Raw genomic sequence first — 14330 nt, 5'->3', positions numbered from 1 at the left:
GAGCTGTTCTCTACATCCAGCGAGCGCAGCACCGCCGCATGCGCCGGGTCCGCAGACGTGATCGTCACGTCGCTGGCGAACGCCTTGCCACTGATCGACACGTCGCCATAGTCGCCCGACGAAAGGCTGATCACGTCGCCGTCTTGCGCCAAGCTCAGCGCAAACGATAGGTCAGCCGCATTCGAAACGCCGAAAGTCGTCAAGAGACGCCCCCACCCACTCACTCGCTACCCCGTGTCACGTACTCGCGCAACGCGGTTCAACCATCGAGCGAAAATCGAAATAATTCAAACCAATATTGCGTGACAGCCAAGCTTCATACCGTCGCACGCCCGACCTCGGGGCCGAACCGGGCCCCGCACTGCCAAGGGGGATTTCAGGGTCATTTGTCGACGGGCGGACGCCGCCCACGGAAGCGTCTGGCATCCGTGTTCGCGGCGCTAACGCCGACAATCCTAGGTCTCGACGGGCCAGCCGGGCCGCATCCGCCGCATCCGCCAGCGCGTGAGAATCTCGGCGCCCAGGCTGCGCATGGCCCCGCGGAACTCACGCCCATCCGAGAGATCCTGGGATCGTCCGGTCAGCCGCCCGTTGACGGCGTCGTCCAACACCTTGACGTAACCGTCTGCGCCGACTTTGACCGCGCGGGCGAACACGGCATGCAGGCCGTCGCCGCGGAACAACGGCGCCTGGACGGTCAGGTAAATCTCGCCGCCATCCACGGCCGAAATGCATTCGTGGACCGTAGCGCCTATTTTCTCAGGTTCGCCCTCGTGGATCGGCCAAAAGGCGCAGGCCGCGCCGCGGTAGTAGGGGCTGATCCCAGTGTGCATGTTGAAGGCCTTTTTGGCCGCCTTGCCGAGCACTGAGTCCGGAATAATGCCGGTGCCATAGATCACTAGGAAATCGGGCGCCAACCGCTCGACCTCGCGACGGAGACGCCCGGCCTTGGGTCGCCCAACCTGGATGATTTTCGAAGGTTCGGCGAACTGCGCGCAATTCGCCTCGCCGAACACACGCCTCAACTCGCGATCACGCTGGCGTTCATCGGCGATGACCTTGAGAAGCAGCCGCCGCAGCGCCCTGTCCAAGAACTCGATCGGGCTCTTCTTCAGTACGGTCTTCCACGAACGGCCTGGCGGCTGTTCGGTGACCAGAATGGCCTCCACGTCGAAGGCGCGGCTGATGCGATTGGTGACGTACTTGTGCTCCAAGCCGTCGCAGGTGATCACCACAATGCGATCGGTCATGCGCGCAGACGATCCCTGACAGTGCGCATAAGCGGGAAGATCGACAGCCTGAGCGGCATCCGAGCCACGCTCTCATTGCGGAAGCTTACGCGGTACCAGATGTCCGAGGCTTTGCGGTCGATATTGCTGCGCCCGTGGACTAGGAAGATCGCCTTATGTCCGCTGTCGCGCAGGGTCTCAAGGACCGACGACGGAAGGTCCCGCTCATCGCCGTAGGCGACACTGAAGGACCGGATCGGACCCCCGGACAGCCGCTGGAGATCCGTCTGGGCGGCAATCAGCTCGTCGCCGTATTCGTCGGGGTCTAGCGCGCCGCAGTGGACGTGGCTGGCCGTGTGGTTGCCTATCTCCACGCGTAGCCGCCGCAGCGCCGGAAAATCCTCGGCCTGCAGCATCGGGCCGCGGGTCGCCATCTCAGAGTCGCTGATCGGAAAAGCCGCGGCGAGCTTTCGGCGGATTTCGAGGCGTTGTTTGGCGGTGCAGGCTGAGAGGAGGTTGGCGATGATCGCCGCCCCGGTCGGGTTCTGCTCGGCGGAGAGGCCGAGAATCTCGCAGACGGCGGCCGCGCCGTGGGTGTTCGAAGCCCAGGCGATCAAGTTGTCGAGGGAGATTCCACCGCCGACCAGGGTCGGGTTCACGAAGAAGACCGAGGGCATGTCGCGGGGCGCCAGAAGGTTCTTAGCAGCCGAGACCACCGAGCGGTAGCAGTCGTCAAAGGTGATCAGCAGAGGCCGGCGGGGGAGGTTCCCGGAGAGGAGCGTCTCCAGGTCGATGACGTCGTAGTTTCTCCGATAGAATTCCAGGTGCTGTTCGAAGATTTCCGGGCGGGTCGTGACGCCCAGGCCGGCCTCGAAGGGCGTCTCCTGCTCGGCGATGTTATGGTACAGAACTGCGGTGACAGCCGACATCGTCGCGCCTCGGTGATCTTCAGCCCATGGCTCGCGTCGGGGCTCTACACCACCTCTCTCGCCAAGCCGGCACCTTACGCATGTTGAGGTGATGGACAAGTGAACGCCGGAGCGGCCCCGGCGGGCAGCCGCTGACGCCGGGGCGCCCTTGCGCCGGCCCGGCCCGGCGCCTCCAATGGCGGATCGACGGCAGGGAGGCCGACTATGCGCGCACTGCAAGTCAAAGAGCCCTGGGGTCTCGACGCCCTGGAGATCATCGAAGCGCCGGATCCGACGCCGGGGCCCGGCGAGGTGCTGGTCCGCATGCGGGCGGTTTCGCTGAACTACCGCGACCTTTTGATGGTCGGCGGCATGTACAGCCGGATGGCGGCCGGCGGCGGCGCGGTCACGCCCTTCTCCGACGGCTGCGGCGTGGTGGAGGCCGTGGGCGAAGGCGTGACGCGCGTGAAGCCCGGCGACCGGGTGGCGACCTTGTTCTTTCAACGCTGGATATCCGGCCCACCCAACCTCGACAAGCTGAGCTCCTCCCTGGGTTCGCCCATTCCGGGCGCCGGCCGCGAACTGGCGGTGTTCAGCGCCGACGGGGTTTCCAAGGTCCCTGAATTTCTCACAGATCAGCAGGTCGCGACCCTGCCCTGCGCGGCGCTGACCGCCTGGCGCGCGCTCTACGAAGACGCGGACCTGCGGCCCGGCGACACCGTTGTGCTGCAGGGCACCGGCGGGGTTTCGATCTTCGGCCTGCAGTTCGCGCACGCCACGGGCCGGCGGACGCTGATTACCTCCTCGTCGGACGAGAAGCTGGCGCGGGCCAAGGCGCTCGGCGCCGATCACCTGGTCAACTACCGCGAAACGCCGGAGTGGGCGAAGCCGGTGCGCGAGGCCACCGGCGGCGTCGGCGCCGACCTCATCATCGAGGTGGGCGGCGGCGGCACCATCGAGCAGAGCATGAAGGCGATCAAGATCGGCGGCCATATCGCCATCGTCGGCGTCGTGGCGGGCCTGGGCTCGGGCTTCAACACCGCCGGCCTGATCGGCAATTCGGCCAGGCTGCAGGGCCTGTCGGTCGGCTCGCGCGACATGTTCGAGGCCATGTGCCGGCTGATCGAGCTGCACCGCATCGGCCCCATCGTCGACAAGGTCTTTCCGTGGACGCAGGCCAAGGCCGCCCTCACCGCCATGCAGGGCGGCGAGCATTTTGGGAAGATCGTGCTGGAATTCTGATCCGGGCGTAGGCTCGGGCAAGGAACGAGAGGAGACCGCCATGCAGACGAAAGGCATCAACCACCTGGCGCTGGTTTGCCGCGACATGGCTGAGACCGTGGCGTTTTACACCCAGGCGCTGGGCATGCCGCTGGTGAAGACCGTCGCCCTGCCGGACGGCGGCCAGCACTTCTTCTTCGACTGCGGCGGCGGCTCGCTGCTGGCCTTCTTCTGGTGGCCGGACGGGCCGCCCGCCGCGCCGGGGATCGCCTCGGTGAAGGACTTTCCGGCCGAGCCGCGCTCGGCGGTGGGCTCGATGAACCACGTGGCCTTCGACATGGACGAAGACCAGCTGGAGGCCTCCATCGCGCGGCTGCAGGCGGCCGGCGTGCATGTCTCGGTGCCGATCGTCGTCAACCACGACGACAGCCCAATGGGCGTGGCGCGCGAGATGCATGAGGGCGTCTGGGTGCGCTCGGTCTACTTCCGCGACCCCAACGGCATCATGCTGGAGTACGCCGCCATCCTGCGCGGCTTCCGGCCGGACGACGTCGCCCACGAGCCCGGCCGCGCCCGCGAACCGGCGATCGCCTGATGCCACGCCTTCGGCAGGTCAGCCGCGCCGAGGCCACCAGCGAAGTCGTGCTGAAGACCTACGACCTGCTGTTCGGCGACCGCGACCCCGTGGCTGAGCCCGGCACGAGCACCGGCACGACCGGCGACTGGTGGACGACGTTCGCGGTCGCGCCCGACATCCTGGAGCACTGCAATCGCGGATTCGCCCTCTACCGCAGCCCCAACCGCAAGCTCGATCCGGTGCTGCGCGAGCTCGCGCAGACCCGCGTCGGCTGGGCCAAGGCAAGTCAGTTCGTCTACTCGCAGCACTGCAAGTCGCTGCGTGGGCTGGGCGTGGCCGAGGACAAGATCGCCGCCGTCGCCAACTGGCAGGTGGCCGATTGCTTCGACGCCAACGAACGCGCGGTGCTGGCATACGCCGATTGCCTGGCCCTGCAGGCCGGCCGCACGCCGGACGCGGTGTTCGACGCGCTGAAGGGCTTTCTCTCCGACGAGGAGATCTTGGAACTCACCTACATCGCCTGCCTCTATGACATGCACGCGGTGATGACCAAGGCGCTGCGCCTGGAATGGGACGACCGTGACGACCCGATCGTCGAGGTGGCGGCGCCAGAGGATTTCAACGGCCGGGATTTCCTGGATATCGGGCGCCGGCGCTAGCGGTCGGCCGAACCGCCGCCGTCCAGCCAGGCGAAGATCTGTTCCGCCGCCTGCTCGGCCGAGAGCGCCGTGGTGTCGATGCGGATTTCCGGGTGTTCCGGCGCCTCGTAGGGGCTGTCGACGCCGGTGAAGTTCTTCAGCTCGCCGGCACGGGCCTTGGCGTAGAGGCCCTTGACGTCGCGCCGCTCGGCCTCGGCGATCGGCGTGTCGATGAACACCTCGACGAACTCGCCTTCGCCCATCAGTTCGCGCGCCATCCGCCGCTCCGCGCGGAACGGCGAGATGAAGCTCACCAGCACGATCAGGCCGGCGTCGACCATCAGCTTGGCGACCTCGGCGACGCGGCGGATGTTCTCGACCCGGTCCTGCTCGGCGAAGCCCAGGTCCTTGTTGAGCCCGTGGCGCACGTTGTCGCCGTCCAGCAGGTAGGTGTGGCGGCCCTCGGCCAGCAGACGTTTTTCCACCAGATTGGCGATGGTCGATTTGCCGGCGCCGGACAGGCCGGTGAGCCACACCACCTGCGCCTTCTGGCCCTTGGCGGCCGCGCGCGCCGCCTTGTCGACGTCCATGGCCTGCCAATGGATGTTCTGGCTGCGCCGGAGCGCGAAGTGCAGCAGGCCCGCGCCCACCGTGCGGTTAGAGATGCGGTCGATCAGGATGAAGCCGCCGAGGTCGTGGTTCTCGGCGTAGGGGTCGAAGGCGATGGGGGCGTCGAGCGCCAGGTTGCAGACCCCGATTTCGTTGAGCTCCAGCTTGCGCGCGGCGAGCTGTTCCAGGGTGTTCACATTGACCTTGTACTTGGGCTCGGCGACCTGGGCGGCGACCGTGCGGGTCCCGAGCTTCATCAGGTATGGGCGGCCCGGCAGCATGGCCTCCTCGTCGAACCAGATCAGCGTCGCTTCGAACTGGTCGGCGACGGCGGGTGGGCTGGCGGCTGCGGCCAGCACGTCGCCACGCGACACGTCGATCTCGTCGGCGAGCGTGAGCGTCACCGATTGTCCGGCCACCGCCTCGTTCAGATCGCCGGTGAAGGTGACGATGCGCTCGACCGTGCTCTCGCGGCCGGAGGGCAGGGCCTTGATCCTGTCGCCGGGACGGACGACGCCGGACGAGATCAGGCCGGAGAAGCCGCGAAAGTCGAGGTTGGGGCGGTTCACCCATTGCACAGGCATGCGGAACGGCTTGTCGCGCAGGTCGTCCTCGACCGGAGCCTCCTCCAGCCAGCGCAGTAGGGGCGAGCCGGAATACCAGGGCGAATTGGTGCTGGGCTCTGTGATGTTGTCGCCCTTCAGCGCCGACATCGGGATGGCGGTGAAGGTCTTGACCCCGATCTGACCGGCGAAGGCCGAGTATTCGGCGACGATCTCGTCGAAGCGCGCCTGGCTCCAGTCCACCAGGTCCATCTTGTTGATCGCCAGCACCACGTGGCGGATGCCGAGCAGGCTGACCAGATAGCTATGCCGCCGCGTCTGGGTCAGCACGCCCTTGCGCGCATCGATCAGGATCACCGCGGCGTCGGCGGTCGAGGCGCCGGTGACCATGTTGCGGGTGTACTGCTCGTGGCCGGGCGTGTCGGCGACGATGAACTTGCGCTTGTCGGTCGAGAAGAAGCGGTAGGCGACGTCGATGGTGATGCCCTGCTCGCGCTCCGCGGCGAGGCCGTCGACCAGCAGGGCGAAGTCGATCTCGCCCCCTTGGGTGCCGACCTTCTTGGAGTCGGCCTCCAGCGCCGCCAGCTGGTCCTCGAAGATCATCTTGGAGTCGTAGAGCAGCCGCCCGATCAGGGTCGACTTGCCGTCATCCACCGAGCCGCAGGTGAGGAACCTGAGCAGGCTCTTGTGCTGGTGGGCGTGGAGGTAGGCCTCGATATCCTCGGCGATGAGGTCGGAAACCCCCATTTCGAACTTGGCGGCCACTAGAAGTAGCCCTCCTGCTTCTTCTTCTCCATCGAGGCGGTCTGGTCGTGGTCGATGACCCGGCCCTGGCGCTCGGACGTGGTGGCCAGCAGCATCTCCTGGATGATCTCAGGCAGCGTCGCGGCGGTGCTTTCGATGGCGCCGGTGAGCGGGTAGTCGCCCTGGGTGCGGAAGCGGATCGAGCGCATCTGCGGCACCTCGCCCTCGCGAAGCCGCATCCGGTCGTCGTCGACCATGATCAGGTTGCCATCGCGCTCGACCACCGGCCGCTCGGCGGCGAAGTAGAGCGGAACGATGGGGATGTCCTCCAGGTAGATGTATTGCCAGATGTCGAGCTCGGTCCAATTGGAGATCGGGAAGGCGCGGAAGTTCTCTCCGGGCCCCTTGCGGGTGTTGTAGAGCCGCCAGAGCTCGGGGCGCTGGATCTTCGGGTCCCAGCGGTGCTGGGCGGAACGGAAGCTCAGGATGCGTTCCTTGGCGCGGGACTTCTCCTCGTCGCGCCGGCCGCCGCCGAAGGCTGCGTCGAAGCCGTATTTGTCGATGGCCTGTTTCAGGCCCTCGGTTTTCCACATGTCGGTGTGCAGGGAGCCGTGGTCGAAGGGGTTGATGCCGCGGGCCTTGGCCTCGGGGTTCTGGTGGACGATCAGGTCCATGCCGCTCTCGGCCGCCATCCTCTCGCGCATCTCGTACATCGCCCGGAACTTCCAGGTCGTGTCCACGTGCAGCAGGGGGAAGGGCGGCTTGGCGGGATAGAAGGCCTTCATGGCGAGCCGCAGCATCACCGCCGAGTCCTTGCCGATGGAATAGAGCATCACCGGGCGCTCGCACTCGGCGACCACCTCGCGGAAGATCTGGATGCTCTCGGCCTCGAGGCGCTGCAGGTGGGTGAGGGTGGGAGCGGTCAGCGCGCTTCTCGCGGTTTCAGGTTCGGGCGCCCGCTCTAGCGTGGCTTTGGGGGCGTCCATCAGCGGACCTTACAGCAAAGATGACGAAAAGCGTTCGCCAGCAGGCGTGACTTAGAGAGGCGCGCCAGCCGCGACAACCCGGGCCGCCCCCAGGAATTCTTAGGGCGCCGACAGCTAGCCGAAGAGATCGGCGTCGGTGATCGGGGCCCGGCCATAGAGCTGGTCGACGCTAAGCCGGTCCATCAGCACCATCATCTTGGTCGCGATATCGACCTGGTTGGCCATGACCCGCGGGCTCAGCTTCTTGATCACGCCCATGGGGTCGGCGCGGAAGAAGTACTGCGGCGCGCCCATCAGGCCAAAGCCCGGCAGGCCGGCCGCGCGCGGCGCGCCGCCTTCGCCGGGCGCGAAACCACTCTCGACAATGGCCGAGCGGGAGTACTTCGGGTTCTCGCCCACTGTCGCGGCATGGAAGATGCGTTGCATGGCGGGCGCGTCAGTGGCGGTGGGCAGCCACATCTCCGGGGCCGGCAGGCCGGTCGGGGCCCACTTCATGTCGGCGGCGGTCCACTCCATGGCCGCCATCTGCTCCAGCGACAGGTGGCCGACGATCCGCTTCACGATGTCCGGGTGCTGGTTCATGAAGCCGCGCGTGCCGGCGGGCCGGCCGGACCCCGTCTCCCTGTCGGCGACGGCGCCCGCGGCGTAGTGGCCGGTCGGCAGGCAGCAGACCAGGGTGCGCTTGCGCAGCGCGCGCGGACGTCCGGCCGCATAGGTGGCCAGAGCCAGCACGCCCAGGCCGCCGTTTTCGTTGCACTCGTTGGGGCCGTCGGTCTGCGTCGTCAGGAAGACGACCTCGTCGGACGCGCCGGGCAGGGTGGCGATGACCGTGTCGGCCCGCGCATTGGGCGTGAGCGTCGCGTCGCAGCGCAGCGTCATCGTCGCCTTGCCGGAGACCCGCGCCAGGTAGCGGCTGTCGTCTGCGCCGACCCAGAGCGCTGGCGTGCGCCGGTGCTTGTCGCTGAACGGCAGCCAGTTGTAGCGCGCCGCCTCATTGGAAACGTCGGTGTAGCAGAGCACCAGGGCCTGGCATTTGTCCTCGACCGCCTCCATCGAGGGCCGCCCGCCCTGGCTGGCCGGATTGGGGCCTGTGTAGTTGGGCGCCATCGGATCGGGAAAGGTCCCGGGAAAGAACTTGGGAGTTCCGCGCGCCCCGCCGCCCGCCAGCGGCATGTCTACGACCACGATGGACCTGGCGAGCTCGGTCGCCGGGGTCTTGGCGACGAGCGCCTTGACCGCGTCGTCGCCGGCGCCGGCGTAGAGCACCCGGCCGCTCACCGGCCCCTTGCCGCGGGTCGAGGCGGCGAAGGGATAGTAGGCGACCACATCGAGAGCCCTGGACGCCTTGCCGTCCTCGGTGACGCTGATCGCGCAGTCACGGGCGAGGTCGCACTCCCAGGCCATCAACCGGTAGGTGTCGATCTGGACCTGGAAATCGAGCCCTCTGAAGCTCCGGGCCAGGAACTCCTCGAACTGCCGCGCCTGTGGCGTGCCGGTGAAGCGGATCGGGCCGAAGGCGTGCAACATCCGCAGCCAGTAGTCCAGGGTCTCAGGTGAGGGGACCAGCGCCGGCTGGAACCCTGCCACTTGGCGCCCGCTTGCCGCGGCTCGCGCTAGGACGGGCAGCGCGCCCATACCGACCGCCGCCGCGCCTGCCCCCAGCACTTGCCGACGCGAGGCGCCGTCTTCACCAGGTCTGCCCATCGCGCCGCTCCCACGTCCCGTTGTTCTGCCAAGTTTGCGGACGAAAAGACGGCTTCGGCTAGCCCCGATCATGTTTCGCCGCCGTCACAGCTCTGCGCTTGGCGAGCTCAGTGGGGGCGTGCAACATGACGTACAGGGAAACGTACCGGATTTTGGAGCCAGAACGCTGGCGCCGGACGTCGAGAGCTCGGGGGCTTTGAATGACGGCAGCGACCACCACCATGCCGAAGGCGGGGAAGGGCTATCGCTATCTGGTCGTGGGCCTGTTGGCCGTCGTCTACACCTTCAACTTCATGGATCGGCAGATCCTGTCGACCCTGACCGAGCCGATCCGCAAGGACCTGGGGTTCACGGACACCCAGATGGGCATGCTGGGTGGGCTCAGCTTCGCCTTGTTCTACACGACCTTCGGCATACCGGTGGCCTGGATGAGCGACCGCTACCGGCGGGTGACGATCATGGCCGCCGCCTGCAGCATCTGGAGCCTGGCGACCGCCGGCTGCGGCCTGGCCAAGAGCTTCGTGCAGATGGCGCTCCTGCGCATGGTCGTCGGTGTCGGCGAGGCCGGCGGTTCGCCGCCGTCCTACTCGCTGATCTCCGACTATTTTCCGGCCAAGGAGCGCGGCACCGGCCTGGCGCTCTACTCCCTGGGCGTGCCGATCGGCTCGATGCTCGGCGCCGCGCTGGGCGCCGGCGTGGCGGCGGAATACGGCTGGCGGACGGCCTTCTTCGTCGTGGGCCTGCCGGGCGTGGTGCTGGCGCTGTTGATGCTGCTGATCATCCGCGAGCCCAAGCGGGGCGGCCTCGATCCTCTTATCGGGGGAAGTGACGCCCACGCGCCGGCGCCCCCGCCGTTCCAAGTGATCGGCTCCTTCTTCGCCAATCGCACCCTCCTGTGTGTCGCCATCTCCAGTGCGCTCTCGGCCTTCGTCGGCTACGCCATGCTGAACTGGAACGCGCCCATGCTGATGCGGGTGAAAGGCATGAGCCTGAAGGAGGTCTCGCAGTACTACAGCGTCGTGTTGGGCGTGACTGGCGTCGTCGGCACCTTCGCGGCCGGCTGGCTGGCCGACAAGCTGGGGCAAAACGACCGGCGCTGGTACGCCTGGATCCCCGCCCTGGCCTTCTGCGTGACCCTGTTTGCGCTCGCCGGCGTCATCCTGTCCCCGACCTGGCAGCAGACCCTGATCTTCATCGGATTCGGAGCTCTGGCCGCCAACATGTACCTCGCGCCGGCCCTGGCCGTCGTGCAAAACGCCGTGCCACCCGGCGAACGGACGATGGCGGGTGCGATCCTGCTGTTCGTGCTCAATCTGGTCGGCCTGGGCGGCGGGCCGACCTACCTCGGCTTCATCAGCGACAAGATGAAGGCGGAACATGGGGTGCACTCGCTACTCTATGGCTACGGCGCGCTCTATCCCATCGTGATCCTGGCGATTGTCGCTCACCTCGTGGCCGCGAGCTCGATCGCGCGGGACAAGCGCCTGGCCGCCGCGGCCTGATCCGTCCCGGCGAGGTTCGCGGCGGCGGTGCAAGGGGTTGAGCGCTCGCCATATCGCTATAAGAGGACGCTCATATTTTGAGTGTACCCAGGCTTGGGGCCGCTTGAGAGCGCTGTTGAGCTGAAGAAAGACCGCATGAAGATCTTGATCACCGGTGGGGCCGGATTCATCGGGTCGGCCGTGGTGCGCCGGGCGATCGCCGACGGCCATCAGGTGGTGAACCTCGACAAGCTGACCTATTCGGCGAACCTTGAGAACGTCGCCAGCGTGGCCGCCAACCCCAACTACGCGTTCGAGCACGCCGACGTCTGCGACGAGGCGGCGATGAAGGCGATCTTCGCCCGCCACAAGCCCGACGCGGTGATGCACCTGGCCGCCGAGAGCCACAACGACCGCGCCATCGAGGGCCCGCTCGACTTCGTGCGCAGCAACGTCATGGGCACCGCCGTCCTGCTGGAGGCCGCCCGCGCCCACTGGAACGCCCTGCCGGAGGACAAGAAAGCCGCCTTCCGGTTCCACCATGTCTCCACCGACGAGGTGTTCGGGGCGCTGGGAGAGGACGGCGAGTTCACCGAAAGCACGCCCTACGATCCCAACTCGCCCTATTCGTCGAGCAAGGCCGGCGCCGACCACCTGGCCCGAGCCTGGCACCGCACCTACGGCCTGCCTGTAGTGCTGACCAACTGCTCCAACAACTACGGGCCGTTCCAATTCCCCGAGAAGCTGATCCCGACCGTGATCAGCCGCGCGCTCGAGGGAAAATCCATCCCCGTCTACGGCGACGGTCGCCAGGTGCGCGACTGGCTGCACGTGGACGATCACGCCGAGGCGCTGCTGCTGGTGATCCAGAAGGGCCGGCTGGGCGAGACCTATTGCATCGGCGGCGACGCCACCAAGCGCAACATCGAGGTGATCCGCATGCTATGCGAGCACCTGGACCGCATGGCGCCGGCCAACACCCCGCACGCCGACAAGATCGCGTTCGTCACCGACCGGCCGGGCCACGACTTCCGCTACGCCATCGACGCCTCGAAGCTGCAGGCGGAGCTGGGCTGGAAGCCGCGCATGCCGCTGCTGGAGGGCCTGGAGGACACCGTGCGCTGGTACGTGGAGAACCGCGACTGGGTGGAGGGCATCCGCCAGCGCGGCTTCCAGTCCGAGCGGCTGGGCCTGGTCAAGGCATGACGATCCGCATCCTGCAGTTCGGGACGACCGGGCAACTGGCGCGCGAACTGCTGGGCCAGGCGAAGGACTTCGACGTCGAGATCACCGCGCTCTCGCGCGCCGAGGCCGACTTCGCCGATCCTCAAGCCGCCGTGCGCCGGTTGGCGCAGGGCGAATACGATCTGGTGGTGCTGGCCGCGGCCTACACCGCCGTCGATCTCGCCGAGAGCGAGCGTGACCTGGCCTTCACTGTCAACGCCGAGACGCCGGGCGCGATCGCGCTGGCGCTGCGCGATGACGGCCCAGCCCTGGTGCAGGTCTCCACCGACTACGTTTTCGCCGGCGACAAGGGTGCGCCCTATGTAGAGAGCGACGCGACGGCTCCGTTGAATGTCTACGGCGCCTCGAAGCTTGAGGGCGAGCGGCGGATCCTGGCGGCCTGCCCGAGGGCCCTGATCCTGCGAACCTCCTGGGTTGTCTCCAGCCACGGCAAGAACTTCGTCAAGACCATGCTGCGGACGGCCGGCGAGGGGCGCGCGCTGAAGGTTGTCGACGACCAGTTCGGACGCCCGACCGCGGCGCGGGACCTTGCGCGGTTCATCCTGTCTCAGGCCGGGCGCCTTGCCACGGCCAAGACCGGCGATCCGGTGTTCGGCGTCCATCACTTCGCCAACGCCGGCGAGGTCACTTGGAAAGGGTTTGCCGACGGCGTCTTCGCCATCGCCCTGGGCAAGGACGCGCCGGTGGTGGCCTCCGGCTCCACCGCCGACTGGCCGGCGCCGGCCAAGCGGCCCATGCGCGGCACGCTCGACACTGGCCAGCTGGAACGCACCTTCGGCGTAACCCTGCGGCCCTGGCGCGAGGCGGTCGCGGAGATCGTGGCGGAACTCCAATCTGAAGAGAGGTCTGCGGCATGAGGCGCGGCGTCATCCTGGCCGGCGGCTCCGGCACCCGGCTGCATCCCCTGACCCTGGCGGTCTCCAAGCAGCTGCTGCCGGTCTACGACAAGCCGATGATCTACTATCCGCTGTCGGTGCTGCTGCTGGCCGGCGTGCGCGAGATCCTGATCATCACCACGCCGGAAGACCAGGCGGCGTTCAAACGCCTGCTTGGCGACGGCTCGCGTTACGGCGTGCGGTTCGAATATGTGGTGCAGCCCAGCCCGGACGGCCTGGCCCAGGCCTATATCCTCGGCGAGGAATTCATCGCCGGCGAGCCCAGCGTCATGGTGCTGGGCGACAACATCTTCTTTGGGCAGAACTTTACCCGGTCCCTGCGGGCGGCCGACGCGCGGGACACGGGTGCGACCGTGTTCGGCTATCTAGTGCAGGACCCCGAGCGCTACGGCGTGGTGGAGCTGGGCGCCGACGGCAAGGCGCTGGGCATCGAGGAAAAACCCGCGGTCCCAAAGTCCAACTACGCGGTCACCGGCCTCTATTTCTACGATGGCCGCGCCAGCGAGTTCGCCAAGACGCTGAAGCCCTCGCATCGCGGCGAGTTGGAGATCACCGCCCTGAACCAGGTCTACCTGGACGCCGGCGAGCTCAACGTCGAACTGCTGGGCCGCGGCTTCGCCTGGCTGGACACCGGCACCCACGACAGCCTGATCCAGGCCGGCGAGTTCATCCGCGCGGTGGAGCAGCGCCAGGGCTTGCGGATCGGTTGCCTGGAAGAGATCGCCTACCGCAACGGCTGGATCGACGCCCAGCAGCTGAAAAAGCTCGGCGAGGCGCTGGCCAAGAGCGAGTACGGACAGTATCTGCGCCAGCTCGCGGAACGCCCGCTCAGCGCGGATGACGCGGCGGAATAGGCCGGCAAGGCGGCCGACTTATAAATTCGAGATGCGGTCGGGAACCCGACGAACGGGTCTGCGCTGTTGAGGTCTTAGAAGAACAAGGCCTTGAGACCGGCGGCGATGGCGAACCACAGTCCCACCGAGGCGGAGCCCGCGACAACGAGACCCACGCCCAGCGGGAGGCGGCGGCTCGACGAGGTCTCCATGGAGACGCTGCGAGCGGCGATGTCCTGGAACGACACGTCTGCTGGCATTGCTCTTGCTCCGAACCGACCGTTCTGGGCGGCTGTCCCATAAACATCAGGTGCGCTTAAGAGATCGTGGGCAGAGATGGAAAACGGCCGGTTAAGCGTCTTTTCGTCCAGCTCCGCCGTAGATCGAATTGAAGGCTGGGGAAAAGACAACGTGAGCATGCTGGCGGAGCAGGGCGAGATGGACCGGGCGCAGAGCGCGGGTCTCGATCGACGCGTGCTCCCGTCTGCCCGCCTTTCCGCCTATCCGGTTGCGACGCATCCGTTCAAGCGTGTGCTGGACGTGCTGATCGCGGGGTTTTCGCTTCTGCTGTTCCTGCCGCTGCTGCTGGTGGTGATGGGGGTGATCCGGCTGGAAAGCCCGGGTCAGGCGATCTTCCGCCAACGGCGGACCGGCTACCGGGGCCGGGTGTTCACGATCTACAAGTTCCGCACCATG

The 14330-nt window shown here is 67.1% G+C and carries 15 protein-coding genes; 8 read left to right on the top strand and 7 right to left on the bottom strand.

From position 1 onward, the window contains the following. The 3 genes from VKQ35_RS10810 to VKQ35_RS10800 all read right to left on the bottom strand — a co-directional run. A partial coding sequence (locus tag VKQ35_RS10810) for a hypothetical protein (RefSeq protein WP_324361404.1) occupies positions 1-203 on the bottom strand: 203 nt, incomplete at its 3' end. 252 nt (positions 204-455) lie between these two features. After that, positions 456-1250 carry a formyl transferase gene (locus VKQ35_RS10805; RefSeq protein ID WP_324361402.1) on the bottom strand — a complete coding sequence of 265 codons (795 nt, stop codon included), beginning with the start codon at positions 1248-1250 and terminating at the stop codon, positions 456-458. Further along, the gene (locus tag VKQ35_RS10800; RefSeq protein WP_324361400.1) at positions 1247-2158 is read right to left on the bottom strand and encodes a polysaccharide deacetylase family protein; all 912 of its coding nucleotides are present in this window, start codon (positions 2156-2158) and stop codon (positions 1247-1249) included. Before VKQ35_RS10800 ends, VKQ35_RS10805 begins: the two co-directional genes overlap by 4 nt. A 204-nt stretch (positions 2159-2362) precedes the next feature. Here VKQ35_RS10800 and VKQ35_RS10795 point away from each other — a divergent pair, with 204 nt between their 5' ends. The 3 genes from VKQ35_RS10795 to VKQ35_RS10785 are packed head-to-tail and all read left to right on the top strand — an operon-like array spanning position 2363 to position 4594. Further along, the gene (locus VKQ35_RS10795; protein ID WP_324361398.1) at positions 2363-3379 is read left to right on the top strand and encodes an NAD(P)-dependent alcohol dehydrogenase; all 1017 of its coding nucleotides are present in this window, start codon (positions 2363-2365) and stop codon (positions 3377-3379) included. A 40-nt stretch (positions 3380-3419) separates the two neighbouring features. Continuing rightward, positions 3420-3953 (top strand): VOC family protein, encoded by a 534-nt coding sequence (locus VKQ35_RS10790; RefSeq protein ID WP_324361396.1) that lies wholly within the window; start codon positions 3420-3422, stop codon positions 3951-3953. After that, positions 3953-4594, top strand: a complete 642-nt coding sequence (locus tag VKQ35_RS10785; RefSeq protein WP_324361395.1) for a carboxymuconolactone decarboxylase family protein — start codon at positions 3953-3955, stop codon at positions 4592-4594. The genes VKQ35_RS10790 and VKQ35_RS10785 overlap by 1 nt, the downstream gene beginning before the upstream one ends. Here VKQ35_RS10785 and cysN read toward each other — a convergent pair. From cysN to VKQ35_RS10770, 3 genes are all read right to left on the bottom strand, one after another. Next, positions 4591-6492, bottom strand: coding sequence for a sulfate adenylyltransferase subunit CysN (gene cysN, locus VKQ35_RS10780; protein WP_324361408.1), 1902 nt, complete (start codon positions 6490-6492; stop codon positions 4591-4593). The two genes, VKQ35_RS10785 and cysN, sit on opposite strands and share 4 nt — an antisense overlap. Before the next feature lie 17 nt (positions 6493-6509). Then, on the bottom strand, positions 6510-7475 hold the full coding sequence (cysD, locus tag VKQ35_RS10775) for a sulfate adenylyltransferase subunit CysD (protein ID WP_324361393.1): 966 nt from the start codon (positions 7473-7475) through the stop codon (positions 6510-6512). A 114-nt stretch (positions 7476-7589) separates the two neighbouring features. Continuing rightward, entirely contained in the window at positions 7590-9062 is a 1473-nt protein-coding gene (locus VKQ35_RS10770; protein WP_324361391.1) for a hypothetical protein, read from the bottom strand. Positions 9063-9379: 317 nt separating this feature from the next. On the opposite strand from VKQ35_RS10770, the gene VKQ35_RS10765 reads away from it, so the two are divergent. From VKQ35_RS10765 to rfbA, 4 genes are all read left to right on the top strand, one after another. Continuing rightward, on the top strand, positions 9380-10681 hold the full coding sequence (locus VKQ35_RS10765) for an MFS transporter (RefSeq protein ID WP_324361389.1): 1302 nt from the start codon (positions 9380-9382) through the stop codon (positions 10679-10681). 135 nt (positions 10682-10816) lie between these two features. After that, the gene (rfbB, locus tag VKQ35_RS10760) at positions 10817-11866 is read left to right on the top strand and encodes a dTDP-glucose 4,6-dehydratase (protein WP_324361387.1); all 1050 of its coding nucleotides are present in this window, start codon (positions 10817-10819) and stop codon (positions 11864-11866) included. Continuing rightward, positions 11863-12762: a dTDP-4-dehydrorhamnose reductase gene (rfbD, locus tag VKQ35_RS10755; protein WP_324361384.1), complete on the top strand. Its 900-nt coding sequence runs from the start codon at positions 11863-11865 to the stop codon at positions 12760-12762. The genes rfbB and rfbD overlap by 4 nt, the downstream gene beginning before the upstream one ends. Continuing rightward, positions 12759-13655 (top strand): glucose-1-phosphate thymidylyltransferase RfbA, encoded by an 897-nt coding sequence (gene rfbA, locus VKQ35_RS10750; protein WP_324361382.1) that lies wholly within the window; start codon positions 12759-12761, stop codon positions 13653-13655. The genes rfbD and rfbA overlap by 4 nt, the downstream gene beginning before the upstream one ends. 74 nt (positions 13656-13729) lie before the next feature. Here rfbA and VKQ35_RS10745 read toward each other — a convergent pair whose 3' ends face one another. Next, positions 13730-13894, bottom strand: a complete 165-nt coding sequence (locus VKQ35_RS10745) for a hypothetical protein (RefSeq protein ID WP_324361380.1) — start codon at positions 13892-13894, stop codon at positions 13730-13732. Between the two features lie 157 nt (positions 13895-14051). On the opposite strand from VKQ35_RS10745, the gene VKQ35_RS10740 reads away from it, so the two are divergent. Continuing rightward, the coding region (locus VKQ35_RS10740; RefSeq protein WP_324361406.1) for a sugar transferase at positions 14052-14330 on the top strand (279 nt) is incomplete at its 3' end.

Source organism: Phenylobacterium sp. (assembly GCF_035309685.1).
Taxonomy (GTDB): Bacteria; Pseudomonadota; Alphaproteobacteria; order Caulobacterales; family Caulobacteraceae; genus Phenylobacterium.
This window is presented reverse-complemented; position numbering and strand designations above follow the sequence as displayed.